The sequence below is a fragment of the Rhodopseudomonas sp. genome, from assembly GCF_013377015.1.
Classification (GTDB): domain Bacteria; phylum Pseudomonadota; class Alphaproteobacteria; order Rhizobiales; family Xanthobacteraceae; genus JARJEH01.
Map to the genome: position 1 here is coordinate 62,954 of NZ_JACABA010000006.1, position 24,684 is coordinate 87,637.

General features: G+C 64.8%; 26 protein-coding genes and 1 tRNA gene. 14 read left to right on the forward strand and 13 right to left on the reverse strand.

The window, feature by feature from the left end:
- Positions 1 to 14: 14 nt before the first annotated feature.
- Together raiA and ptsN are read left to right on the forward strand one after the other, a co-directional pair.
- Positions 15 to 626: a ribosome-associated translation inhibitor RaiA gene (gene raiA, locus HXX15_RS20315; protein WP_296518334.1), complete on the forward strand. Its 612-nt coding sequence runs from the start codon at positions 15 to 17 to the stop codon at positions 624 to 626.
- 266 nt (positions 627 to 892) lie between these two features.
- A complete protein-coding gene (ptsN, locus tag HXX15_RS20320; RefSeq protein ID WP_296518336.1) occupies positions 893 to 1,354 on the forward strand; it encodes a PTS IIA-like nitrogen regulatory protein PtsN in 462 nt (153 codons plus the stop codon).
- 135 nt (positions 1,355 to 1,489) lie between these two features.
- On the opposite strand, the gene HXX15_RS20325 is transcribed toward ptsN, so the two are convergent.
- The 11 genes from HXX15_RS20325 to HXX15_RS20375 form a co-directional block, all read right to left on the reverse strand.
- The gene (locus HXX15_RS20325; protein WP_296518337.1) at positions 1,490 to 1,756 is read right to left on the reverse strand and encodes a DUF1150 domain-containing protein; all 267 of its coding nucleotides are present in this window, start codon (positions 1,754 to 1,756) and stop codon (positions 1,490 to 1,492) included.
- A gap of 50 nt (positions 1,757 to 1,806) precedes the next feature.
- The gene (locus HXX15_RS20330; protein ID WP_296518662.1) at positions 1,807 to 2,232 is read right to left on the reverse strand and encodes an Hsp20 family protein; all 426 of its coding nucleotides are present in this window, start codon (positions 2,230 to 2,232) and stop codon (positions 1,807 to 1,809) included.
- 153 nt (positions 2,233 to 2,385) lie between these two features.
- Positions 2,386 to 3,489: a sn-glycerol-3-phosphate import ATP-binding protein UgpC gene (locus tag HXX15_RS20335; protein ID WP_296518339.1), complete on the reverse strand. Its 1,104-nt coding sequence runs from the start codon at positions 3,487 to 3,489 to the stop codon at positions 2,386 to 2,388.
- Positions 3,490 to 4,338 carry a sn-glycerol-3-phosphate ABC transporter permease UgpE gene (ugpE, locus tag HXX15_RS20340; RefSeq protein ID WP_296518342.1) on the reverse strand — a complete coding sequence of 283 codons (849 nt, stop codon included), beginning with the start codon at positions 4,336 to 4,338 and terminating at the stop codon, positions 3,490 to 3,492.
- On the reverse strand, positions 4,338 to 5,219 hold the full coding sequence (gene ugpA / locus HXX15_RS20345) for a sn-glycerol-3-phosphate ABC transporter permease UgpA (protein ID WP_296518344.1): 882 nt from the start codon (positions 5,217 to 5,219) through the stop codon (positions 4,338 to 4,340). Before ugpA ends, ugpE begins: the two co-directional genes overlap by 1 nt.
- A gap of 70 nt (positions 5,220 to 5,289) precedes the next feature.
- The gene (ugpB, locus tag HXX15_RS20350; RefSeq protein WP_296518347.1) at positions 5,290 to 6,603 is read right to left on the reverse strand and encodes a sn-glycerol-3-phosphate ABC transporter substrate-binding protein UgpB; all 1,314 of its coding nucleotides are present in this window, start codon (positions 6,601 to 6,603) and stop codon (positions 5,290 to 5,292) included.
- A gap of 157 nt (positions 6,604 to 6,760) precedes the next feature.
- Complete coding sequence (locus HXX15_RS20355; protein ID WP_296518349.1) at positions 6,761 to 8,317, reverse strand: caspase family protein; 1,557 nt, start codon at positions 8,315 to 8,317, stop codon at positions 6,761 to 6,763.
- A gap of 103 nt (positions 8,318 to 8,420) precedes the next feature.
- A complete protein-coding gene (locus tag HXX15_RS20360) occupies positions 8,421 to 9,626 on the reverse strand; it encodes a CaiB/BaiF CoA-transferase family protein (protein ID WP_296518350.1) in 1,206 nt (401 codons plus the stop codon).
- The gene (locus HXX15_RS20365) at positions 9,616 to 9,906 is read right to left on the reverse strand and encodes a GIY-YIG nuclease family protein (protein ID WP_296518352.1); all 291 of its coding nucleotides are present in this window, start codon (positions 9,904 to 9,906) and stop codon (positions 9,616 to 9,618) included. The genes HXX15_RS20360 and HXX15_RS20365 overlap by 11 nt, the downstream gene beginning before the upstream one ends.
- Positions 9,907 to 10,054: 148 nt before the next feature.
- Positions 10,055 to 10,130 (reverse strand) — tRNA-Ala (locus HXX15_RS20370).
- A gap of 69 nt (positions 10,131 to 10,199) precedes the next feature.
- A complete protein-coding gene (locus HXX15_RS20375) occupies positions 10,200 to 10,622 on the reverse strand; it encodes a TIGR02300 family protein (protein ID WP_296518353.1) in 423 nt (140 codons plus the stop codon).
- Between the two features lie 146 nt (positions 10,623 to 10,768).
- Between HXX15_RS20375 and aroA the strand changes: the two genes are divergently transcribed.
- On the forward strand, positions 10,769 to 12,112 hold the full coding sequence (gene aroA, locus HXX15_RS20380; RefSeq protein ID WP_296518355.1) for a 3-phosphoshikimate 1-carboxyvinyltransferase: 1,344 nt from the start codon (positions 10,769 to 10,771) through the stop codon (positions 12,110 to 12,112).
- Here the strand turns inward: aroA and HXX15_RS20385 are convergent.
- Entirely contained in the window at positions 12,109 to 12,780 is a 672-nt protein-coding gene (locus HXX15_RS20385) for a lysophospholipid acyltransferase family protein (protein ID WP_296518357.1), read from the reverse strand. The genes aroA and HXX15_RS20385 overlap by 4 nt on opposite strands.
- A gap of 215 nt (positions 12,781 to 12,995) precedes the next feature.
- On the opposite strand from HXX15_RS20385, the gene cmk reads away from it, so the two are divergent.
- From cmk to trpB, 7 genes are all read left to right on the forward strand, one after another.
- Positions 12,996 to 13,634 carry a (d)CMP kinase gene (cmk, locus tag HXX15_RS20390; protein WP_296518359.1) on the forward strand — a complete coding sequence of 213 codons (639 nt, stop codon included), beginning with the start codon at positions 12,996 to 12,998 and terminating at the stop codon, positions 13,632 to 13,634.
- Between the two features lie 302 nt (positions 13,635 to 13,936).
- Positions 13,937 to 15,634: a 30S ribosomal protein S1 gene (gene rpsA / locus HXX15_RS20395; protein ID WP_296518361.1), complete on the forward strand. Its 1,698-nt coding sequence runs from the start codon at positions 13,937 to 13,939 to the stop codon at positions 15,632 to 15,634.
- A 202-nt stretch (positions 15,635 to 15,836) separates the two neighbouring features.
- Positions 15,837 to 16,817, forward strand: a complete 981-nt coding sequence (gene sppA, locus HXX15_RS20400) for a signal peptide peptidase SppA (protein ID WP_296518362.1) — start codon at positions 15,837 to 15,839, stop codon at positions 16,815 to 16,817.
- Between the two features lie 170 nt (positions 16,818 to 16,987).
- Complete coding sequence (locus HXX15_RS20405) at positions 16,988 to 17,293, forward strand: integration host factor subunit beta (protein ID WP_296518365.1); 306 nt, start codon at positions 16,988 to 16,990, stop codon at positions 17,291 to 17,293.
- A gap of 35 nt (positions 17,294 to 17,328) precedes the next feature.
- Positions 17,329 to 17,721 carry a lipopolysaccharide assembly protein LapA domain-containing protein gene (locus tag HXX15_RS20410; protein WP_296518367.1) on the forward strand — a complete coding sequence of 131 codons (393 nt, stop codon included), beginning with the start codon at positions 17,329 to 17,331 and terminating at the stop codon, positions 17,719 to 17,721.
- Positions 17,722 to 17,782: 61 nt separating this feature from the next.
- On the forward strand, positions 17,783 to 18,439 hold the full coding sequence (locus tag HXX15_RS20415) for a phosphoribosylanthranilate isomerase (protein WP_296518369.1): 657 nt from the start codon (positions 17,783 to 17,785) through the stop codon (positions 18,437 to 18,439).
- On the forward strand, positions 18,439 to 19,653 hold the full coding sequence (gene trpB, locus HXX15_RS20420) for a tryptophan synthase subunit beta (RefSeq protein ID WP_296518370.1): 1,215 nt from the start codon (positions 18,439 to 18,441) through the stop codon (positions 19,651 to 19,653). The genes HXX15_RS20415 and trpB overlap by 1 nt, the downstream gene beginning before the upstream one ends.
- Before the next feature lie 30 nt (positions 19,654 to 19,683).
- On the opposite strand, the gene HXX15_RS20425 is transcribed toward trpB, so the two are convergent.
- Positions 19,684 to 20,508: a methyltransferase domain-containing protein gene (locus HXX15_RS20425; protein WP_296518372.1), complete on the reverse strand. Its 825-nt coding sequence runs from the start codon at positions 20,506 to 20,508 to the stop codon at positions 19,684 to 19,686.
- 131 nt (positions 20,509 to 20,639) lie between these two features.
- Here HXX15_RS20425 and trpA point away from each other — a divergent pair, with 131 nt between their 5' ends.
- The 4 genes from trpA to HXX15_RS20445 all read left to right on the forward strand — a co-directional run bounded on the left by trpA (position 20,640) and on the right by HXX15_RS20445 (position 24,662).
- Positions 20,640 to 21,476, forward strand: a complete 837-nt coding sequence (gene trpA / locus HXX15_RS20430; RefSeq protein WP_296518374.1) for a tryptophan synthase subunit alpha — start codon at positions 20,640 to 20,642, stop codon at positions 21,474 to 21,476.
- Between the two features lie 122 nt (positions 21,477 to 21,598).
- Positions 21,599 to 22,564: an acetyl-CoA carboxylase, carboxyltransferase subunit beta gene (gene accD, locus HXX15_RS20435; protein WP_296518376.1), complete on the forward strand. Its 966-nt coding sequence runs from the start codon at positions 21,599 to 21,601 to the stop codon at positions 22,562 to 22,564.
- Positions 22,561 to 23,904 carry a folylpolyglutamate synthase/dihydrofolate synthase family protein gene (locus tag HXX15_RS20440; RefSeq protein ID WP_296518378.1) on the forward strand — a complete coding sequence of 448 codons (1,344 nt, stop codon included), beginning with the start codon at positions 22,561 to 22,563 and terminating at the stop codon, positions 23,902 to 23,904. The genes accD and HXX15_RS20440 overlap by 4 nt, the downstream gene beginning before the upstream one ends.
- Positions 23,905 to 23,921: 17 nt before the next feature.
- On the forward strand, positions 23,922 to 24,662 hold the full coding sequence (locus tag HXX15_RS20445) for a metallophosphoesterase family protein (RefSeq protein WP_296518380.1): 741 nt from the start codon (positions 23,922 to 23,924) through the stop codon (positions 24,660 to 24,662).
- Positions 24,663 to 24,684: the final 22 nt, after the last annotated feature.

Below are 24,684 nucleotides of genomic sequence, written 5' to 3' on the forward strand. Positions count from 1 at the left end.
AATCGAGGCATCCCATGACCATCCGGGTCTCCGGCAAAAGCATCAGCGTCGGCGAAGCATTGCGCGGTCGCGTTAGCGAGCGCACAGAAGAGGTGCTGCGCAAATATTTCGACGGCAATTATTCCGGCCACATCACCCTCAGCAAGGATGGGTTCGGCTTCCGCACCGACTGTGCGCTGCACCTTGATTCCGGGATCACGCTGGAAGCCGAATCGAACGCGGCGGACGCCTATGCCAGCGCCGATCAGGCGCTGCTGCAGATCGAAAAGCGGCTGCGCCGCTATAAGAGCCGGCTGAAGGATCGCTCCGCCCGCAAGTCTCACGCCGAAGCGGTGGCGATGGCCGAGCTGACGGCGCCGACGCTGGACGCACCGAGCTACGTGATCGAGGCCCCCGCCGGCGACGAGGAGCACGAGGAGGACGGTTACAACGCCGTCATCATCGCCGAGGCGACGACCTCGCTGAAGAGGCTTTCGGTCAGCGAGGCAGTGATGGAGCTGGATCTGACCGGCGCTCCGGTGATCGTGTTCCTCCATGGTGGCTCCGGCCGGGTCAACATCATCTACCGGCGGGCCGATGGCAATGTCGGGTGGATCGATCCGCCGACGGTCAACGCGGCGTCCTAGGCTGGGCGCTCCGGCCGGTCCCGCGAGATCGCCATTGACGCCCTCGCGGGGCTCTGCCTATGGTCCGCCGCCTTCGTCGCCGGGTGCCATGAGGCCCGATTTTGCCGCCGCGGGTACCGTGCTAGAATGCGCCAGGCCGATGATTTCAGGACTGTTTTCGGCCGGTTCGCCGGTATAGTTTTCGTTCTTCCTGATCCAACGCTTGACGCCGACCGCCCCGACCCTATGTCACCCCCTGACGGCACTCTTCATCCTCGGAACGCCTCATGACGATTACTGATCTGGTCGCGCCCGAGGCGATAATCCCGGCGTTGAAAGTTATCAGCAAGAAGCAGGCGCTGCAGGAACTGGCCGCGCGTGCATCCGCGCTGACGGGCCAGAACGAGCGTTCGATTTTCGAGGTTTTGCTGCAGCGCGAGAAGCTCGGCACCACCGCGGTCGGCTACGGCGTCGCGATTCCCCATGGCAAGCTGCCGAAGCTGGAAAAGCTGTTCGGTCTGTTCGCCCGGCTAGAACGCCCGATCGATTTCGAGGCGATGGATGGCCAGCCGGTCGACTTGGTATTTCTGCTGCTGGCGCCCGAGGGCGCCGGCGCCGATCACCTGAAGGCGCTGGCCCGGATCGCCCGATTGCTGCGCGATCAGGACGTCGCCAAGAAGCTGCGCGCCTCGCGCGACGCCCAGGCGATCTATTCGGTCCTGGCGCTGCCGCCGGCCACCGCGGCGTAGGCGTTCATCCCAATTCGATTGAGTTCGGATGGTCTTCGGCCTTGCTGGCGGTTGCTCTTACCATCCTCAACAAAAACGCGGGCCGCCTCAATCTGAGCGTCCCGCGCCTCGTAACTCGTGCCGCCTGCTCTGCGTTCAGTGAACGCTGACGGTCTGCAATTCCTGGCTCCAAGCGTTGGCGATCGCGGCTTCCCGGCTGTCGGTCAGCATGATCGGCGTGCCGTCGGCGGAGTGCAGCGCGAACAGCTTCAGGCCCGGCGCGATATGCGGCGCCTGGGGAAACAGCCCCGGCACGTCTTCGGAGCGAATCTGCTTCACGTAGGCGATATGGCCCTCGCCCAGATGCGCCAGCGCCTCGGTGGTCAGGCTGGCATTCTCGTAGTTGGTACCTGCGTCAGTCATGGTCTCGACTCCTCTGTCAGATTAAGCGGTCGAGTCCGCTACTCGTTCCATTATTCGTGCTCATTGATAGCGATTGTCTTAACGATCCTTTCCGGCTCCGGCCGGGCCAGATCGATCGACAACAACCCGTTCTTCAGATCCGCACCCAGCACCAGCATCCCCTCCGCCAGCACGAAAGTGCGCTGGAAGTGGCGCGCGGCGATGCCGCGATGGATGTATTGCCGGGTCTTGTCGTCTTGCTGGCGACCGCGGATGACGAGCTGATTTTCCTCAATCGTTACATCGAGTTGATCGCGAGTGAAGCCCGCCACTGCGAGCGTGATGCGCAACCGTTCGGGCTGGCCGTTGTTACGGTCGCAGCGCTCGATGTTGTAGGGAGGATAGCCGTCGGCACCTTTGACGACGCGATCGAGCGCACGCTCGATTTCGTCGAATCCCAACAGGAACGGACTGGACAACGAAGGAACACGAGACATACCAAAGTCCTCTCGAAGCGACTTTGAGGGGCCCTTACGGCGCCCCATGGTGATCGGCGAACACTGCGCCCGTCGGTCAACAACCAATATGGGCATCAACCGGCGGGGGTTCAAGAAGGCAAGAAGCCTATCCCGGGGCCGCAGCCAAGGCTCTCACAGGTCGATCCGGCGACGGCCGTCGGCGCTGAACAGGTGCAATTTGTCGCGCGGCGCGGTGGCGACGATCCGCTCGCCGATTGCGGGCGCAATCTGGCCGGGGACGCGGACGATCACCTCGCCCGGCGGCAATTCGCCCGGCTTGCGGCTGATCGCCGGCTTGCCGTCGCGGTGGGCGCGCGCCCCGTAGATGAAGGTTTCCGGGCCGACCCGCTCGATCGCATCGACCATCAGTTCGAGCGCGAAGCCGCCGACGGTCTCGGAGGCGGGCAGGATCGACAGGTCTTCCGGCCGGATTCCCAGGATACCGGCCTCGGTTTCGCTGCGGCTGTCGCCGGCGAACTGGGCATGCAGCTCGGCGCCATCGAGCGGGATCAGGTTCATCGGCGGCGCGCCGATGAAGGAGGCGACGAAGGTGGTGGCGGGCTTCTGGTAGATTTCGAGCGGATTGCCGATCTGCTCGACGATGCCGCCATTCATCACCACCAGAATATCGGCCAGCGTCATCGCCTCGAGCTGGTCGTGGGTAACGTAGATCGCCGTGGTGGCGAGCCGGCGCTGCAATTTGCGGATCTCGACCCGCATCGCGATCCGCAGCTTGGCGTCCAGATTCGACAGCGGCTCGTCGAACAGAAACACCTTCGGCTGCCGGACGATGGCGCGGCCCATCGCGACACGTTGGCGCTGGCCGCCGGACAATTGCCGGGGCTTGCGATCCAGCATCGGCCCGATCTCGAGAATCCGCGCGGCTTCCTGGACCCGGGTCTCGATCTCGGGCTTCGCCATGCCGCGATTACGAAGGCCATAGGCCATGTTGTTGTACACGGTCATGTGTGGATACAGCGCGTAGTTCTGGAACACCATCGCGATGTCGCGCTCGGCCGGCTCGATCTGGTTGACGATGCGCCCACCGATGTCGATTTCGCCCGAGGTGATGGTTTCCAGCCCGGCGACCATCCGCAGCAGCGTGGACTTGCCGCAGCCGGAAGGGCCGACCAGCACGCAGAATTGGCCGTCGCCGACCTCGAAATCGATGCCCTTGATGGCTTCGAAGCCGCCGGGATAGGTCTTGCGGACGTTGCGAAGAACGACGTTGGCCATCTACTTTTCCGTTTCCACCAGACCGCGCACGAACAGCCGCTGCATGAACACCACAACGGCGATCGGCGGCAGCATCGCCAGCACCGCGGTGGCCATCGCCAGCTGCCACTCCGCCAATTCATCGGTGGTGGTCAGCATCTTCTTGATCCCGGTGACGATGGTCTGCATCGAATCCTGGGTGGTGATCAGCAGCGGCCATAGATACTGATTCCAGCCATAGATGAACTGGATCACGAACAGCGCCGCGATGGTGGTGACCGACAGCGGCAGCAGCGTATCGATGAAGAACCGGATCGGGCCGGCGCCGTCGATCCGGGAGGCTTCCAGCAATTCGTCCGGCACCGTCATGAAGAACTGCCGGAACAGCAGCGTGCCGGTGGCCGAGGCGATCAGCGGCAGGATCAGCCCGGCGTAGGTGTCGAGCATGTGCAGGTCGGCCATCACCTTGTAGGTCGGATAGATCCGGACCTCGACCGGCAGCATCAGGGTGACGAAGATGATCCAGAATGCCGTCATCCGGAACGGAAAGCGAAAATACACCACCGCATAGGCGGAAAGAATCGAAATGAAGATCTTGCCGACCGCGATTCCGGTGGCGGAGATCAGCGAATTCATCAGCATGTGGCCGACCGGCTCGCGGCTGGTGCGGGAGCCGCCGACGAACACCGCGCGGTAGTAGTTCTCCAGCGCGTGACCGCCGGGCAGCAGCGGCATGTTGCCGTTGACCACGGTGGCGGCGTCGTGCGTGGACGCGATGACAGCGAGGTAGACCGGAAACGCGACGATGAACACGCCGAAGGTGAGGATGGCGTAGGCGATGATGTCGTTCCAGGGGCGATGCTCGACCATCAGTACTGCACCCTGCGCTCGACATAGCGGAACTGGATCGCCGTCATCGCGATCACGATCACCATCAGCACGACCGATTGCGCCGCCGAGCCGCCGAGATCGCCGCCGAGCCGGCCGTCGGCATATACCTTGTACACCATGGTCGTGGTCGCCCCGGCCGGGCCGCCTCCGCTTACCGCGTCGATGATGCCGAAAGTGTCGAAGAACACATAGACGACGTTAACGACCAGCAGGAAGAAGGTGGTCGGAGACAGCAGCGGAAACACGATGGTCCAGAATCGTCGCATTGGACCGGCGCCGTCGATCGCGCCGGCCTCGATCACGCTCTTCGGGATCGCCTGCAGCCCGGCGAGAAAGAACAGGAAATTGTAGGAGATCTGCTTCCAGACCGCGGCCATCACCACCAGCGCCATGGCGTGGTCGCCGTTGAGCAGCGGGTTCCAGTCAAAGCCCATCGCGCGCAGCGGCCGCGCCAGCGTGCCCAGCGACGGATGGAACATGAAGATCCACAGCACGCCGGCTACCGCGGGCGCCACCGCATAGGGCCAGATCATGAAAGTCTTGAACGCCGGCGCGGCCTTCAGGTTCTTGTCGGCCTGGGTCGCGAACAACAGCGCGATGGAGAGCGACAACACCGCGACCAGCGATGAGAATACCGCGGTCGTCAGCATCGACTTGTAGTATTCCGGCTGCGCGAACAGCGTCTGGTAGTTTTCCAGGCCGATGAAATCGGACGACAGCCCGAACGCGTCCTCGCGCAGGAACGACTGCCACAGCGCCTGGCTGGCCGGCCAGTAGAAGAACAGGAACGTAATGACGAGCTGCGGCACCAGCAGCAGATAGGGAAGCAGCCTGCCTTTGAAGTACGCGGATTTTTCCATTCAGGGCGTCATGATGTTCCGCGGGATGCAACAACGGCCCCCTCTCCGTCGGGAGAGGGGGCCCGATGAACTATTTCGCGGTCTTCTCGAAGGCCCGCAAAATGGCGTCGCCGCGCGCCACGGCGGCGTCGAGCGCCTCCTTGGCGGTCTTCTTGCCGGCCAGCGCCGCTTCGATTTCTTCAGCCCACAGGTCGCGCATCTGCACCATGTTGCCGAACCGCAGGCCGCGCGAATTTTCGGTCGGTTCCTTGTTGGTCAGCTCCTTCAGCGGCGTCTGCAGTACCGGGTTCTTTTCATAGAAACCGTCAGCTTTGGTTTTCTCGTACGCCGCCTTGGTGATCGGCAGATAGCCGGATTCCTGGTGCAGCTTGGCCTGCCGGTTAGTGTCGGACAGGAAGGTGAAGAATTTGGCGACGCCCTTGTATTCCTCGGGCTTCTTGCCGCCCATCACCCACAGCGAAGCGCCGCCGATGATCGAGTTCTGCGGAGCGCCGGCGACGTCCGGGTAATACGGCATCGGCGCCGAGGTGAAATCGAACTTCGCGGTGCCCTTGGCGGTGCCGTAGTAGCCCGACGAGGTCAGGAAGATCGCGCATTCGCCGGAGCCGAAGCGGGCTTCGCCCGCGTTGGCGCGACCGCCATAGTCGTAGGTCTTGTCCTTCTGCAGGTCGATCAGGTTCTGCAGATGCTTGACGTGCAGCGGCGAGTTGAACTTCAGCTCGGTGTCGAAGCCGTCGAGGCCGTTGCCCTTGGTGCCGATCGCCACGTTGTGCCAGGCCGAGAACTGCTCGATATGCGCCCAGGTGGCCCAGGCATTCGAGAAGCCGCAGGTGTCGTGGCCCGCCGCCTTCAGCTTCTTGGCGGCGTCGAACACCTCCGGCCAGGTCTTCGGAATGTCGGTGACCCCGGCCTTCTTCAACTCGTCCTTGTTGATCCACATCACCATCGACGAGGAGTTGAAGGGAAACGACAGCATCTCTCCCTTCGAGGTCGAATAATAGCCGGTGATCGCCGGGAGATAGGCCTTCGGATCGAACTTCTCGCCGGCGTCCGCCATCAGCTTGTAGACCGGCTTGATCGCGCCGGTGGCGCTCATCATGGTCGCGGTACCGACTTCGAACACCTGGATGATGTGCGGCGCATTGCCGGCGCGGAACGCCGCGATGCCGGCATTCATGGTGTCGGCATAGCCGCCCTTGAACGACGGGACGACCTTGTACTCGCTCTGCGAGGCGTTGAATTCGTCGGCCAGCTTATTGACGATGTCGTTGTTGCCGCCGGTCATGGCGTGCCACCAGTTCAGCTCGGTCACCGCATGCGCGGGGGAGGCGAGCGCCAGCGTTGTCGCCAGAGTCGCAGCAAGGCCGAAATGTCGAAGAGCCATCAAAAACCTCCCGGTTGGGCCGTCACCATCTTTGGCGCGCGTTAGCAGCGCGGGATGACATGCAAATGACCGTATAAGCGACGCAATGCTAACGGGGAAGCGCGGGCTGTGGGAAGCGATAAAAAAGGTGGAGGAACGCGGCTCTGTGCGGGCTGCCTTATTTCGGCTTCGCCGTGGTAGCGGGCGGCTGCCCGACGGCGTCGCCATTGCTGACCCAGCAACTCAGCCGTTCCGCGGTCACCGCCCTGACATTCATGGTTTCGCCGGTCCCGAGCCGGTGCAATTCGAAGTGATCGCTGCCAGGGCTGAGCTCGAAATCCACAGTGCCCCGACACGTATTGCCGTCCAGCGCGATGGTCGATTTCAGGCGAAAATTGCTGATGGTCACGATCGGCCACAGCTTTCGGTCCGCAAACGTCACCTGAATGCCCTTCTTCACCTCGCCCAGCGCACCGAAGCCGAAATGCGATTGGTTCTTGCTGGAATCATCATAGACCGAGGTCAGCCGGGTCGATATTTCGCTGGCCGATTTGACGAACACGACGAGCTCGCGATTGCCGCGTTTGATCCCGGGCCGCGGCGACACCTCATCTTGAGCGAAAACGAAAGTCAGTTTGAAAGAGCGCCCGACGAATTTGTCGAAGCCCGCGCCGGGCGCGGTCGCCGTGTCGTGCGCATCGGCGCCCGACAGGTTACGCGAATCCGCGGGAGCCGCCGAGGCGACCGGCTGCGGCGCCGCCGCATCGAGCTTGCCGCGCGCCGCGCGCGCCAGGTCGGCATAGAAGCCGGTTGAATAGGTCTTGAGGAACGCATCCCAACCGGCCCTGGTATTGATCTGGGCGGCGAGCTCGTAGTCTCGTCGCAGCGGGGAATTCGGATCCAAAGCCGTGATCGTCGCCGGGACGGCGGCCGGCGTCGCATGGCCCGGGACAAGGACCACGTCGTCACCGCCGAGCGAGCCATAGACATAAGGCTCTTGCTTGTTGCCGGTGGTCTTCATCACTTCATCGCGGACATAGCCGAGCGACTTGCGCAGGTCCTGTCCGGGCACCGGCAGCTGCTTCAGCAGCGCGGTGGTAAAGGGGCTATCAGGTCCGTCACCATCGGAAGCGGTCGAGCCGGCCTTGGCGGCGTAGGCGATCAACGTGTTCGGGCTGGTCGGCTCGACCTTGGCAAGACCGCGCTCGACGCCGCGTGACAGGCTGCGCTTCATGGTATTGGCAAACGGGTTGTCGCGACAGGCATCCAGAATCACCAGGCGGAGCCTTTTCGCCGGCTCGAGAATCCTCACGATACGGTCGAGCGAAACGGCTTCGTCCTCGACGTCGATATCGCGTTCGAGTTTGGCGTCGACCGGCAGGACATAATTGGTGCCGTCGACCTCGATGCCATGGCCGGCATAAAACACCACCGCCACGTCCGCATTCCGCATCTTGTCCGAGAAGTCACGCAGCATTTTTCGCATCTCGGAAGCGGACGCATCCTGCTTGGCCATCACATCGAAGCCGGCTTTCTTCAGCATCGCGGCGATGGCTGCGGCGTCGGTTGCGGGATTGGGCAGTCGCGGCACCTGGCTGTAGGCGGAGTTGCCGAACACCAGCGCCACGCGGTTTCCCGAGTCGGCGACTGCGGCGGTCGCCAACAAGGCCAGGAGCAGGCCGGCGGCGACTGCGGCGATCGGGCCGATCATCCGGTTCAGTGAGAGAGTCGGCATGGGCTCGCCTGACGGCTGTCAAATTGGATCGCCAAGCTGCCACAGCCCGCCGTTTGACGAAAGAAATTTGCCGGGGAGAGCGCCGCCGCGCGTCGATCGACGGTCAGCGTTGCCGCTCCGGCCCGCTGACGATGCCCTCGGCGACCAGCGCCTCGATGTCGGTGTCCGAATAGCCGAATTCCGCCAGCACCGTGCTGGCGTGCTCGCTGAATTTTGGCGGCAGGCTGCGCAATGACGCCTTGGTGCGCTCGAACCGGATCGGCGAGGCGACGCCCTTGTACCGATCCTGTTCGATCACATCGCCGCGGTAGACCGTGTGGGCGTTGGTCAGCGCCTTATCGATCGTCTGCACCGGCCCGGCCGGCAGGCCGGCGGCGAGCAGCCGGTCGCACAGCGGTTCGGCGTCGTGCTGGCTGAATACCGCAGCGAGCTCGGCGCGTAGCGCCTCGCGGTTGGCGATGCGGTCCTTGTTGCGGGCGAAGCGCGGGTCTGTGCCGAGTTCGGGTTTGCCGATTTCCTTCGCCAGCTTGCGGAAGGTGCCGTCGTTGCCGACGCCGATGAAGATGTTGTCGGTCCGGGTCGGGAAGATCGCGTAAGGCACCAGATTGGGATGCTCGTTTCCGGTCAGCGCCGGCGGCTTGCCGTGCAGGAAGTAATTCGCCGCGTGCGGGTGCATAATGGCGAGGCCAGTCTCGTAAAGCGTGGTTTCGAGAAACTGCCCCTTGCCGGATTTCTGCCGTTCGGCCAGCGCCATCAGGATGCCGATCGCGGCGTAGAGTCCGGTGGTGATGTCGACCAGCGGCACCCCGATTCGGGTCGGGCCGCTGTCCTGCGAGCCGGTCGCTGCGATCATGCCGGTCATCGCCTGGATGATGGCGTCATAGCCGGGATTGCCGCCGCGCGGGCCGTCGCCGCCGAAGCCGGAGATCCGGCAATGCACCAGGCGGGGAAATTTCTCCCGCACCACGTCGTTGCCGAGGCCCCATTTGTCGAGCGTGCCGGGTTTGAAATTCTCGATCAGGACGTCGGCGGTCTCCAGCATCTTGAGCAGCACGGTTCGGCCGCCTTCCGACGCGAGGTCGAGCCCGATCGAGCGCTTGTTGCGGTTGATGCCGATGAAATACGCCGCGTCGTCGCCGTGGAACGGAGGCCCCCAGTCGCGCACCTCGTCGCCGGCCGGCGGTTCGACCTTGATGACGTCGGCACCGTGATCGGCGAGAATTTGGGTGCAGTACGGGCCGCCGAGCACGCGGGTCAGATCGATGACGCGAAGGCCGGCCATCGCGCCGGGAGGATTTTCAGAGGTCATTGGTGCTTTCTTGGTGAAGCTTGGTTTTCGGCGGGGCAGCGCAGAGTCGCTTGTTGGCAAAGGCTCTGCCGGAATGCGATTTCAGGTACCGCTCGAACTCCAAGGCCCTGAACTTGTCTGGAAAGGCACAATACCAGCACAAATCCCAAGGAGTAAACTTGGCGGTATGCGAGGATTTGCCAGCGTTGTGGGCGACCATCCGCCGTTTCAGGTCGGACGTGGCGCCGATGTAAATCTGGTTGGGAAATCGGATGCTGCGGATGATGTAGACGTACCACATCGAAAACAGCCCAGCCGTTTCAGGCAGACGGCGGATGCGGCGGGTTGGTTGGACTTAGGCAGTCCGTCTTCGCCCTTCGGGCTACGCCGGACACCACGCTTCGCCTTCGGCTAGCGCGGCTGCGCCACGCGTAGCCGAAGGCGAAGCGTGGTGGAGCCAGGCGGGATCGAACCGCCGACCTCTTGCATGCCATGCAAGCGCTCTCCCAGCTGAGCTATGGCCCCGTAACCTAGGCGCGTCGGCAAATCACTTTGCCGCGCGGGCAAGACCCTGAACACAGTTCAGGGCCGATCTCAAGTCTCCTCGTCGCCGGAAACGTCACCAATGATGTCGGTGACGTCCTCGTCGCCCTCTTCCTCGTCGGCAATGAAGGTCGAATCGTCGTCGTCATCGTCCTCAATGGTCTCGTCGATCTCGATATCGTCCTCCGACTCAGGCACGACAGCCTTGACCTTGCCGGTATTCTCTTCGGCATCGGCCTCTTCCAACGGCACCAATTCCTCGGCTTCGGCGGCTTCCGGCGTCTCGGCGGCTGCGGCCGCGGATGCCGCGGCTGCGCGCGAAGCGGCATCGGCGCGGGTCCGCGGCGGCGGAATTGGCGCAATCGGCACCACTTCGCCAGTATAGGGAGAGATCACCGGGTTTTTGTTCAGATCATAGAATTTTTTGCCCGTGGTCGGGCAAATACGTTTGGTTCCGAGATCCGATTTGGCCACTTGTGTAATCCTGGGAATTCTAGAAAAACGGTGCTTCACTTGGCTAGTTGCCACGCTGCTGTCAATAGCGCTTTGCGCGTGACGGCCTGCAGCGTGATGCGCGCGGCCCTTGGCGATCCCGCGCGAGCGCGCACAGGAACACAATCTTGACTCATTCAGACCACCCCACGCCGCTGCAAGCGCGCCGGAGCGCGGCCCTCCGCGGCAGCGCCCGTGTTCCCGGCGACAAGTCGATTTCGCACCGCGCGTTGATCCTCGGCGCGCTGGCGGTCGGTGAAACCTCGATCTCCGGGCTGCTCGAGGGCGAGGATGTTCTCAACACCGCCAAGGCGATGCGGGCGCTGGGCGCGCAGGTCGAGCGGACGGGGGAGTTCGCCTGGAAGGTATCAGGCGTCGGCGTCGCCGGCTTCGCCCAGCCGGATGCGGCGCTGGATTTCGGCAATTCCGGCACCGGCTGCCGACTGGTGATGGGCGCCGTCGCGGGCTGTCCGATTGTGGCGACATTCGACGGCGACGCTTCGCTGCGCGGCCGGCCGATGCGCCGCATTGTCGACCCGCTGGAGCTGATGGGTGCCCGCGTCGTTGACTGCCGCGACGGCGGCCGGCTGCCGCTGACGCTGGCGGGCGCGCGCGATCCGTTGCCGATTCGCTACCAGACGCCGGTGGCCTCGGCGCAGATCAAGTCGGCGGTGCTGCTGGCCGGACTGTCGGCGCCCGGCGTCACCACGGTGATCGAAACCGAAGCCAGCCGCGACCATACCGAGCTGATGCTGCGCCACTTCGGCGCCGAGCTGGTGTCCGAGCCGGAGGGCGCCCATGGCCGCAGGATCTCGCTGACCGGCCAGCCGGAATTGCGCGGCGCGCCGGTGGTGGTGCCGGCCGACCCGTCCTCGGCGGCGTTTCCGATCGTGGCGGCGCTAATCGTGCCCGGCTCCGACGTCGTGTTGGCCGAGGTGATGACCAATCCGCTGCGCACCGGCCTGTTCAAGACCCTCCGCGAGATGGGTGCCTCGATCGAGGAGAGCGAGCTGCGCGGCGACGCCGGCGAGCCGATGGCGCAGTTTCGGGTCCGAGCCTCGCAGCTGCGCGGCATCGACGTGCCGCCGGAGCGTGCGCCGTCGATGATCGACGAATATCTGGTGCTGGCGGTCGCGGCCGCCTTCGCCGAAGGCACCACGCGGATGCGCGGGCTGAAGGAGTTGCGGGTCAAGGAATCCGACCGGCTGGAGGCCACCGCGGCGATGCTGCGGGTCAATGGCGTCGCGGTCGAGATTGACGGCGACGACCTGATCGTCGAGGGCAAGGGGCATGTCGCCGGCGGCGGCCTGGTCGCCACTCACATGGATCATCGCATCGCAATGTCGGCGCTGGTGATGGGTCTGGCGTCGCAGCAGCCGGTGACAGTCGACGACACCGCCTTCATCGCCACCAGCTTTCCGGATTTCATCCCGATGATGCGGCGACTCGGCGCCGAGCTCGTCGACTGTTAGACTGGTTCGACCGGGACTCTGCCGGTCAGCAGGTCGGTGTCGCGCTGCACCGCCGACAGCGCGGCCCCGAGCCTCGCGCTGGCTGCGGCGCGGTCGTCGTCGGCCCCGATCTCGATCGGCTCGCCCCAGCGGATCACCACCTTCGAGAATGGCAACGGCAGCACCAGCCGGTCCCAGCTGTTGAACACGACGGCGCGGTGCGCGCTGACGCTGACCGGCAGGATAGGCAGCCCGGTCAGCCGGGCGAGATCGAGGATGCCGTCATTGATGTGCATCCGCGGTCCGCGCGGGCCGTCCGGGGTGACGAACAGGCAATGCCCGGCGCTGGCGAACCGCATCAATTCGCGGACCGCGCGCATGCCGCCGCGCGAGCTCGATCCGGTGACGGTTTCGATCCCGAAGATCGCCGCGACCTTGCTGACGATACGGCCGTCGCGATGGCCGCTGATCAGCGCGACCAGTGGCTTCTCGGCCACCCGCAACATCGGCAGCATGATCAGCCGGCCATGCCACATCGCCATGATGAAGGGCCCGGGAATCGGCGGTTGGGGCCGCTCGATCCGCGCGGTCCAGGTCACAATCTGAAAATACAGCGCCAGCGGAATGCTGGCGATTTTCTGGAACGCATCCGAGCGCAGGACGCTTTTGACGAAAGCGGGTGTAGCCATCGAGAACGATCACCAGGCCGAATGCAGCTGAGCGCGCGCAGCAACGCCGCAGCTGCCCGTGCACCTTAGGAACCGGGCGGTTTACAGAGCGGGCCGGGCGCTTGCAACCAGCGGCCAGCTTGAAAATTTGCGATCGGCGGTGTTGAAGGGGGCCGCCCCGTCACCGCGCCGGATCGTCGTGGCGCACCATGGGCCAGCGGCAAAGCAGGAACAGCATGATCATCGCTATCGACGGACCGGCCGCCTCGGGCAAGGGCACGCTCGGCAAGCGGCTCGCGGCTCATTACGGCTATCGTCACCTTGATACCGGCGTGATTTATCGCGCGGTCGCCAAGGCGATGCTGGATCTCGGCGCCGATCTGGCCGACGAGGCCCGCGCGGTGAGTGTAGCGATGGAGCTCGATCCGGAGAAATTCGGCCATCCAGCGCTGAAATCCCAGGCCGTCGGCGATGCCGCCTCGGTGATTTCGGCAATCCCGCGGGTGCGGGAGGTGCTGGTCTCGTTCCAGCGGCAATTCGCAGCCGATCCGCCGGGCGCGGTGCTGGACGGCCGCGACATTGGAACCGTGATCTGCCCTGACGCCGATGTGAAGATCTTCGTGGTCGCCGATCCGCAGATTCGGGCCCGGCGCCGGACGCTGGAGGCGCGGGCGCGCGGCGAAGATGCCGACGAGGCCCAGGTGCTGGCCGACATCCTGCGTCGCGACGAACGCGACCGCAATCGCGCCGCGGCGCCGCTGAAAGCGGCGCCGGATGCGCACTTGCTCGACAACTCGCATTTGGATATAGAGAGCGGCGTCCGGGCCGCTATCGACATTGTCGAGGCTGTTCGAGCGGGCCGGCAGCGGGTTTGAGTGCGCTCAAGCGAAACCGCTGCCGTCATTGGAGGAAAGCCCGCTCCAGGTCTGTGCAGAGATGGTGATGAACGAAGATGGTCTCCGGCCCCGGTTTTCGAGGCCGATCGTCGCGTTCAGGCAACCGGACAACTGCTGGAATAACAACTTACTCGAATAACCGTATCGATCGTGCAGGCATGCTGCCGGCCCGGTGTTGCAATCATTTGCAGGCCGGTCGTCAGGTTCGCGGAACCCTGACACTGCGCGCGCGATACGCCCAATAACCCGAATGGCCGGCGATACCCGCATCTGGAGAACAAATGGCTTCGACTGCTTCCTATAATCCTTCCCGCGACGATTTCGCCGCGATGCTCGACGAATCCTTCGCCGGCGGCAATCTGCAGGAAAGCTCTGTCATCAAGGGCATTGTTGTTGCGATTGAAAAGGACATGGCCGTCATCGACGTCGGCCTGAAGACCGAAGGCCGCGTGGCGCTGCGCGAATTCGCAGGGCCCGGCCGCGAGAGCGAACTCAAGGTCGGCGACGAGGTCGAGGTGTTTCTCGACCGGATCGAGAATGCGCTCGGCGAAGCCGTGCTGTCGCGCGACAAGGCGCGCCGCGAGGAAAGCTGGGGCAAGCTCGAGAAGGCCTTCAACAATAACGAGAAGGTCCACGGCGTCATCTTCAACCAGGTCAAGGGCGGCTTCACCGTCGATCTCGACGGCGCGGTGGCGTTCCTGCCGCGCTCCCAGGTCGATATCCGCCCGATCCGCGACGTTGCGCCGCTGATGAACAATTCGCAGCCGTTCCAGATTCTCAAGATGGATCGCCGCCGCGGCAACATCGTGGTGTCGCGCCGCACGGTTCTCGAAGAGACCCGCGCCGAGCAGCGCCAGGAACTGGTGCAGAACCTCGAAGAAGGTCAGGTCATCGACGGCGTGGTCAAGAACATCACCGATTACGGTGCGTTCGTCGACCTCGGCGGCATCGATGGCCTGCTGCACGTCACCGATATCGCCTGGCGCCGGGTCAATCACCCGACCGAGGTGCTGACCATCGGCCAGACCGTCAAGGTCAAGATCATCAAGATCAACCACGAGACCCACCGCATTTCGCTCGGCATGAAGCAGTTGCTGGACGATCCGTGGCAGGGCATCGAGGCGAAGTATCCGCTGAACTCGCGCTTCACCGGCCGCGTCACCAACATCACCGACTACGGCGCTTTCGTCGAACTGGAGCCGGGCATCGAAGGCCTGATCCACGTCTCGGAGATGTCGTGGACCAAGAAGAACATGCACCCCGGCAAGATCGTCTCGACCTCGCAGGAAGTCGAAGTGCAGGTGTTGGAAGTCGACAGCGTCAAGCGCCGGATTTCACTTGGTCTCAAGCAGACTATGCGCAATCCGTGGGAAGTGTTCGTCGAGAAGTTCCCGGTCGGCTCCACTGTCGAGGGCGAGGTCAAGAACAAGACCGAGTTCGGTCTGTTCCTCGGGCTCGAGGGCGATGTCGACGGCATGGTGCATCTGTCCGATCTCGACTGGAAGCTTCCGGGCGAGCAGGTAATCGACAACTTCAAGAAGGGCGACATGGTCAAGGCCATCGTCCTCGACGTTGATGTCGAGAAGGAGCGCATTTCGCTTGGCGTCAAGCAGCTCGAAGGCGACCCCTTCGCCGAGCCGGGCGACGTCAAGAAGGGCGCGATCGTGACCTGCGAAGTGATGGACGTGAAGGAAAGCGGAATCGACGTGCAGATCGTCGGCACCGACTTCTCGACCTTCATCAAGCGATCCGAACTGGCGCGCGAGCGTTCCGACCAGCGCGCCGAGCGTTTCGCCGTCGGCGAAAAGGTCGATGCGCGGGTGATCCAGTTCGACAAGAAGGCCCGCAAGGTCCAGGTGTCGATCAAGGCGCTCGAAGTCGCTGAAGAGAAGGAAGCCATCGCGCAATACGGCTCCTCCGATTCGGGGGCGACCTTGGGCGACATTCTCGGCACCGCGCTGAAGCAGCGCGACAAGTAAGCCTGAAGGTTGCTGTTACGACGAATTGGGGCCCCGGGAAACCGGGGCTCTTTTCGTTTGCCGCGGCGCCTCGGAGGGGCGACGACGGACCCGCACCTTGTTTTCTTCATTTTGCTTCGCAATTGATGTAAGTGGGAAACTCGGTCGCAACGCTGTTGCTGCAAAACCGTGCGACCGATCAGGACTGCCCGGGAGAATTCCAATGTCGTTTGATTCCGATGTGATCGTCGACCGTCGCCGGATGCGCCGCAAGCTGACGTTCTGGCGCGTCACCGCGGTGCTGGTCGCGATCGCCGCCTTGGTCGCGATCGGCGCGGCGTTGTCCCCGGCGGGACGCAGCGCGCTCACCACCTCCGGCTCGATCGCGCGGATTCACATCGACGGATTGATTCGCAGCGATGCCGATCGAGTGGAGGCGCTGGAGCGGCTGGAAAAATCCTCGGCGGCGGCGGTGATCGTGCACATCAACTCGCCCGGCGGCACCACCGCGGGCTCCGAGCAGCTCTATGACGCTCTGGTTCGGCTGAAGGCGAAGAAGCCGTTGGTGGTCGTGGTCGAGGGGCTGGCGGCGTCGGGCGGCTATATCGCGGCGCTGGCGTCCGATTATATTGTTGCGCAACAGAGCTCGCTGGTCGGCTCGATCGGTGTGCTGTTTCAGTTTCCGAATTTCTCTGAGCTGATGAAAACCGTCGGCGTTAAGGTCGAGGAAGTGAAGTCATCGCCGCTGAAAGCTGCTCCCAACGGTTTCGAACCGACCAGTCCCGAGGCCCGTGCCGCGCTGGAATCGCTGGTGAAAGATTCCTACGCTTGGTTCCGCGGCCTGGTGCAGGACCGCCGCGGCATGGACGACGCGCAGCTCAACGTTGTCGCCGACGGAAGGGTGTTTACCGGTCGCCAGGCGCTCGCTCTGAAGCTGATCGATCAGCTTGGCGACGAGAAGACTGCGGTGGCGTGGCTGGTCGCGGAGAAGAAGGTCAAAAGCGATCTGCCGGTGCGCGATTTCAAGCTGACGCCGCGTTTCGGCGACCTGACGTTCCTGCGCGCCGCCGCGTCGATCGCATTCGACGCGCTCGGTCTGAGTGCGGCCGCGCGGCAGATCGAGCAGGCCGGCGCCGTACAATCGGTCGAACGGCTCGGTCTGGACGGTATGCTCGCGCTGTGGCGGCCCGAAGCCTCCAATTGATACCGCAAGGTGCGCTATCGGACGTCGCTCGTGGTGCCGGAGGCCGCAGCGCAACCTGACCTCGGCGCGCCTGTCAGCTCATTTCCCGCGCACCTCAATTCATTTAGCGTCTTGACAGATCACAGCATTTTCACGGAAATGGCGGTCCGCACGCACGGGCTTATCACTCGATGATCAAATCAGAACTTGTTCAGCGCATCGCCGAGCACAACCCGCACCTGTATCAGCGGGACGTCGAGAATATCGTCAACGCGATTCTCGACGAGATCGTCGCGGCGCTGGCGCGGGGCGACCGGGTCGAGCTTCGCGGCTTCGGAGCGTTCTCGGTGAAGCACCGGCCCGCGCGCGCCGGCCGCAATCCGCGCACCGGCGCTCATGTGCCGGTCGATCAGAAGAGCGTGCCGTTCTTCAAGACCGGCAAGGAAATGCGCGAACGGCTGAACCGCGAGCAGGGCGCTTCTGACGCTGGCGCATAGCGCGGGACCCGTTTGCTGGGTAAGGCGAGAACGACATGTATAAATTTTTCATGGCCTTGGTGCTGGTGCCGCTCGGATTGATCCTGATCGTGTTCGCGGTCGCCAACCGTCATCTGGTCACCGTGGCATTCGATCCGCTCAATGTCGGTGACACTTCCGGGAGCGTGACGTTGCCGCTGTTCGCCCTGGTGATCGCGGTGGCGATCGTCGGCGTGCTCGCGGGCGGGATCGCCACCTGGATCAGGCAGCGGCATTGGCGCCGCGCTGCGCGGCGGCATCAGGCTGACGCGCTGGAGGCGCGGGCGCAACTGGCGGATCTGCGCGCCAGCATCGCCACGCCGGCTCCGAGCGAGCCGCAGCAGTTGCCGAAGCTGTTGGGGCGGGCTTCCGCGGCAAGCGAGCGCGACAAGGCCGGCGCGACGTTGTAGAACCGCCCTCTTGCCGGCGCCTCGTCGGCTGCCCCGTCCTGCGAGCCGGTGTCCGTTGCCGATGTCCGTTGTTGTCAAAATATGCGGCCTCTCGACCCGCGACACGCTCGAGGCGGCGTTGCAGGCCGGCGCCGATATGGCGGGTTTCGTGTTCTTCCCGGCCTCGCCGCGACATGTCGGCCTTGAGGTCGCCCGGGCGTTGGGCCAGCAGGCGCGCGGCCGCGCCGGCAAAGTGGCGTTGGCCGTCGATCCCGACGACGCGCTGCTCGCCGAGATCATCGAGGCGCTGCAGCCCGACCTGCTGCAATTGCACGGCAGCGAGAGCCCCGAGCGGGTCCGCGACATCAGGCAGAAATTCCAATTGCCGGTGATGAAGGCGGTCGCGGTGGCGACATCGGCCGATCTCGCCGGATTGCCCCTCTATGCCGCGGTCGCCGACCGCATCCTGTTCGATGCGCGGCCGCCGAAGGGCGCCACTCGGCCGGGCGGGCTCGGCGCCGTGTTCGACTGGCAGCTGTTGCGCGACCTCGATCTGCAACTGCCGTTCATGGTGTCGGGCGGCGTCACTGCCGGCAATGTGGCCGAGGCGCTGCGGGTGACGCGCGCCGGCGGCGTCGATGTGTCCTCTGGCGTCGAAAGCGCGCCGGGGGTGAAAGATCCGGAATTGATCCGCGCCTTCATCCGCGCCGCGCGCGCCAGCCAAGAATTGATGATTTGATGAATCCAGTCTTGCCAAATTCGTTTCGATCCGGCCCCGACGAACGCGGGCATTTCGGCATCTTCGGCGGCCGCTTCGTCGCCGAAACGTTGATGCCGCTGATCCTCGACCTGGAGAAGGCTTACGCCGATGCCAAGGCCGACCCGGCGTTCCAGGCCGAGATGGACGGCTATCTCAAGGACTACGTCGGCCGGCCTTCGCCGCTGTATTTTGCGCAACGCCTGACCGAGCATCTCGGCGGCGCCAAGATTTACTTCAAGCGCGAGGAGCTCAATCACACCGGCTCGCACAAGGTCAACAACGTGCTCGGCCAGATCATGGTGGCGCGACGGATGGGCAAGAAGCGCATCATCGCCGAAACCGGCGCTGGCCAGCACGGCGTCGCCACCGCGACGCTGTGCGCGCGGTTCGGGCTCGAATGCATCGTGTTCATGGGCGCGGTCGATGTCGAGCGGCAGCAGCCTAATGTGATCCGGATGGAGATGCTCGGCGCCAGGGTGGTGCCGGTGCAGGCCGGCGCGCGCACCCTGAAAGACGCCATGAACGAGGCGATGCGCGACTGGGTCACCAATGTCAGCGATACCTTCTATTGCATCGGCACCGTCGCCGGCCCGCACCCCTATCCGATGATGGTGCGCGACTTCCAGTCGATCATCGGCACCGAGACCAGGGCGCAGATGCTAGAAGCCGAAGGCCGGCTGCCGGATTCGCTGATCGCCTGCATCGGCGGCGGCTCCAACGCGATGGGATTGTTTCACCCCTTCCTCGACGACCCCACGGTGAAGATTTTCGGCGTCGAGGCCGCGGGCCACGGCCTGACCCAACTCCACGCCGCCTCGATCGCCGGCGGCCGCCCCGGCGTGCTGCACGGCAACCGGACCTATCTGCTGATGGACGACGACGGCCAGATCCTGGAAGGCCATTCGATCTCGGCCGGGCTGGACTATCCCGGCATCGGACCGGAGCATTCCTGGCTGCACGAAACCGGCCGCGTGACCTATCAGTCCGCCACCGACGACGAGGCGCTGGCGGCGTTCCAACTGCTGTCGAAACTCGAAGGCATCATCCCGGCGCTGGAGCCCGCTCATGCCATCGCCAAGGTGATGGAACTGGCACCCTCACTGCCAAAGGATCACCTGATGGTGGTGAACATGTCCGGCCGCGGCGACAAGGACATCCCGCAGGTGGCGGAGATTCTCGGCGGCAGGTTCTGATCAAGAGGCGGCCGGCCGGCGTCTGCCATCTCACGGCTTGACGCCACTCCCGACCAGTGCCGGCATCGGCACCTTGATGCCGCCGCCGCGCTCGTCGGGGACGGCTTTGTCGATGAAGGCGGCGATGTTGTCGATCGCCTCAGGGGTCTGGGCCGCCAGGATGGTGCGGGCGCGGACCGTGCCGGTGATCGCCGCATCGATCAGGGCCTTCCCCGATTCGAGCGGCCAGTTCTGCGGCACCAGGCTGACCTCGACCGATGCGAAGCCGGTCCCGGTCAAGGCGGCGCGCAGCTTGTCGGGGGTGCTGAATTGAAACAGATTGGGGCCGTGCGGCAGCGTGACGTTCAGGCTGCCGTGGTCGTGAACACCGCGGAAGATCAGGCCGAGACCGTTATTGGGTGTCTCGCTGTCCCAGACGCTGACTGCCGCCCGCCCGCCGGGCTTCAGCACGCGCAGCATCTCCTGCAGGGTCTTCTCCGGATCGGGAACGTGGAGAATGCCGTAGCCGCACAGGATGGCGTCGAACGAGGAGTCGGCAAACGGCAGATCGGTGGCGTCGCCGGCCCGGAACTCGGCTTCCGGCACGACCGAACGGGCGAACGCGACCACGCCGGGAAAGTCGATGCCGATGGCGCTGGCGCCGCGCGCGACCGCCGCGGCGGCGAGCAGACCCGGCCCGCAGCAAATGTCGGCGACGCGCATCCCGGCCTGCACATTGGCGGCGTCGAGCAGCGGCGCGATGGTCTGCTGCGTGACCGACGCGAAGCCGTCTTTGTAGCCCGCCATCACGGCGGCCCAACCTTCGCGCTCGAAGGCGAGATAAGCGTCCGGCTCGTTCGACTTTTCAATGTCCATTGCAGCCCCGGCCATTCGAATTGATCGAATTTACTACTGGAACTCAATAGCGCAACAGGATGCTTGCCGTATGACGGCGAGCTGCTAGACGTGGGCGCCTCGTCCCGTTGCCGCAGCCCCACAGGCACGCTATGACCACCCGCATCGATACCCGCTTCGCCGAGTTGCAGAAGCAAGGCCGCGCCGCCTTTGTCACCTTCGTGATGGCGGGCGATCCCGACCTGAAAACGTCGCTCGAAATCATCAAGGCGCTGCCCGCGGCCGGCGCCGACGTGATCGAGATCGGCATGCCGTTCACCGATCCAATGGCGGACGGGCCGGCGATCCAGGCCGCCGGCCTGCGCGCGCTCAAGGCCGGAACCACGCTGAAGAAGACGCTGGCGCTGGTCGCGACCTTCCGCAACGACGACAACACGACGCCGATCGTGCTGATGGGCTACTACAATCCGATCTACATCTACGGCGTCGACAGATTCCTGGTCGACGCCAAGGCCGCCGGCGTCGATGGCCTGATCATCGTCGACCTGCCGCCGGAGGAAGACACCGAATTGTGCCTCCCCGCCATGAAGGCCGGGTTGAACTTCATTCGCTTGGCGACGCCGACCACCGACGACAAGCGGCTGCCGGCGGTGCTCGCCAACACCTCGGGCTTTGTCTATTACGTCTCGATCACCGGCATCACCGGCTCCGGCAGCGCCGACGCCGCCGCGGTCGGCGCCGCGGTCGCCCGGATCAAGCGCCATACCGATCTGCCGGTCTGCGTCGGCTTCGGCATTCGCACCCCGGAGGCGGCGCGCGCCATCGCCGGCCAGGCCAATGGCGCGGTGGTCGGCTCGGCCTTGATCGATGCGCTGCAAAAATCCCTTGACGCCGACAACCGCGCCACGGCCGGAACGGTCGCCGCGGTCGCCGATCTGGTGGCCTCGCTGGCCGCCGGGATTCGTGGTGCAAAGCAGGCCGCGGAATAACCCGAAATCGGGTCGATATTGACCGAAAGCGGCGGTTGCCGGGTCGCGGCCCGGCCGCCATATAGGTAGACAGTGAGCCGGCTGAACGGCAATGCCGCTTCGGCAGCGGCGCGGAGCACGTCATGAACTGGTTGACCAACGTCGTACGGCCGAAGATCCGCAACATCCTGCGCCGCGATACGCCGGAGAATCTGTGGATCAAATGCCCGGATACCGGGCAATTGGTGTTCTACAAGGACGTCGAGCAAAATCAGTTCGTGATCCCCGGCTCGAACTATCACATGCGGATGGGAGCGACCGCGCGGCTGAAATCGCTGTTCGACCATGAGACCTGGTTCGATGTCGCGCTGCCCGAGGTCACCGCCGACCCGCTGAAATTCCGCGACGAGCGCCGCTACGTCGACCGGATCAAGGATGCCCGCACCAAGACCGGCGCCCATGACGCCATCAGGGTCGGCTACGGCAAGCTCGAAGGCGCGGGCGTCGTCGCCGCGGTGCAGGATTTCGACTTCATGGGCGGCTCTCTCGGCATGGCGGCCGGCGAGGCGATCGTCCGCGGCCTGGAACTGGCCGTGGAGAAGCAATCGCCCTTCATCATGTTCGCGGCCTCCGGCGGCGCCCGGATGCAGGAGGGCATTCTGTCGCTGATGCAGATGCCGCGTACTACGGTCGGCGTGCAGATGCTGCGCGAGGCCAAGCAGCCCTATATCGTGGTACTGACCAATCCGACCACCGGCGGCGTCACCGCCTCCTACGCGATGCTCGGCGACGTGCAGATCGCCGAACCCGGCGCGCTGATCGGCTTCGCCGGCGCCCGCGTGATCGAGCAGACCATTCGCGAGAAATTGCCGGAAGGGTTTCAGCGCGCCGAATATCTCAAAGACCACGGCATGATCGACATGGTGGTGCACCGCCACGATCTTCGCGCGACGCTGGCGCGGCTGTGCCGGATTCTGACCAAGGCGCCCGCTGCCGAGATCATTGCCGCTGCTCCGGCCGAACCCGCTCCCGAGCCGGTGGTCGAGCCGGTCGAGGTCATCCCGCCCACCCCCGAGACCGTGGTGGCGCCCGCCGCGCCGCAGGCGTGAGCGAAGGAGCCGCTCCGCCGCTGACGCCGCTTGCCGCATTGCTGGCGCGACTGGCGAGGCTACATCCGAACCGCATCGACTTGACGCTGGGTCGGGTTGAGCGGCTGCTGGCCCAGCTCGACCATCCCGAACGCAAGCTGCCCGGCGTGATCCACGTCGCCGGCACCAATGGCAAGGGCTCGACGCTCGCCTATCTGCGCGCGATCCTGGAAGCTGCAGGGCTGCGGGTTCACGCCTACACCTCCCCGCATCTGGTCCGGCTCAACGAGTGCTATCGGATCGGCCGGCCGGGCGGCGGTGTTCTGGCCAGCGACGATGAACTGATCGCCGCGCTGGCGCATTGCGAGCGGGTTAATGCCGGTGCGCCGATCACGCTGTTCGAGATTCAGACAGTGGCGGCGTTCTGGCTGTTCGCGCAACATCCGGCCGATCTGGTGCTGCTCGAGGTCGGGCTCGGCGGCCGGCTCGACGCCACCAATGTGATCGAGCGGCCCGCCGCCTGCGTGTTGGCGCCAATCGGCATCGACCACACCGAATTTCTCGGGGCAACGCTGGCCGCCATCGCCGCCGAGAAGGCCGGCATCATCAAGCGCGACGCGCCGGTGATCTGCGCCGAGCAGCCCGCCGAGGCGATGGCGGTGATTGAGCAGCAGGCGCGGCGGCTGCGGGCGCCGCTGCATGCCAGCGGCCAGCAATGGCATGTCGGCGTCGAACGCGGCCGGCTAGTCTATCAGGACGAGCGCGGGCTGATGGATCTGGCCGCGCCCAAATTGTTCGGGCGTCACCAGTTCGACAATGCCGGGTTGGCGATCGCGACGCTGCGGGCGCTCGACGGCTTCAGGATCGACCATGCCGCCTATGAGGCCGGCGTGGTCGGGGCCGAATGGCCGGCGCGGATGCAGCGGCTGTCCTCAGGCCGACTGATCGCGCAGGCGCCTGCAGGCAGCGAGATCTGGCTCGACGGCGGCCACAATGCCGATGGCGGCCGGGTCGCCGCGGCGGCGCTGGGCGATCTCGAGGAGCGGGTGTCGCGGCCGTTGGTGGTGATCGTCGGCATGCTCGGCAACAAGGACGCCGCGGGATTTTTGGGCAATTTCGCCGGCCTGACCCGCCACATCATCGCGGTGCCGATCCCGGGCCGCGCCGATGCGATGCCGCCGGAGCAGCTCGCCGACGCCGCGCGGGCGCTCGGCATGCGGGTCGAACTCGCTTCCTGCGTCGACGTCGCGCTGGCCAAGCTCGCCGCGCTCGCTTACGAGGTCCCGCCACGGATCCTGATCACCGGATCGCTGTATCTCGCCGGCGATGTGCTGGCCGCCAACGGCACGCCGCCAACCTGAACTGTCCGGAGTACGGCATGCGTTTTGCGGCGATCGCCGACGTTCACGGCAATTACCTGGCGCTGGAGGCCGTGCTGGCGGACATTCGCGCCCAGCGCATCGACGACATCGTCAATCTCGGCGACATGGCGAGCGGCCCGCTCGACGCCGGCCGCACCGTCGAGATCATGATGGGCCTCGACGCCACCTGCGTCCGCGGCAATCACGACCGCTATCTCACCGACTTCAAGCTCGACGACATGTATCCGTCCGACCGCTTGGCGCACGGGCAACTGACGCCGAAGTATCTCGACTGGCTGCGGGCGCTGCCGTTCAGCGCGGTCTATCGCGACAGCGTCTATCTCTGTCACGCCACGCCGGACGACGACAACACTTACTGGCTGGAAACGGTGACGCCGGAGGGCGGCGTCCAGATGGCGGCGATCGAACAGATCGAGGAAAGGGCGCAAGGCATCGCGCAGTCGCTGATCCTGTGCGCCCACACCCACATTCCCCGCGCGGTCCGGTTGCGCGACGGCCGCATGATCGTCAATCCGGGCAGCGTTGGCTGTCCGGGCTATCGCGACGTCGTGCCCTATCCGCACATCATGGAAACCGGCACGCCGGACGCCAGCTACGCGATCCTGGAGGAGCGCGCCAACCGCTGGCAGGTGACGTTCCGTCAGGTGCCCTACGACCACGCGGCGATGGCCGCGCTGGCGCGGCAGAACGGTAGGCTGGAATGGGCGAGTGTGCTGGCGACCGGCTGGCTGCGATAACGCCAAACAAAACGGCCGGCGA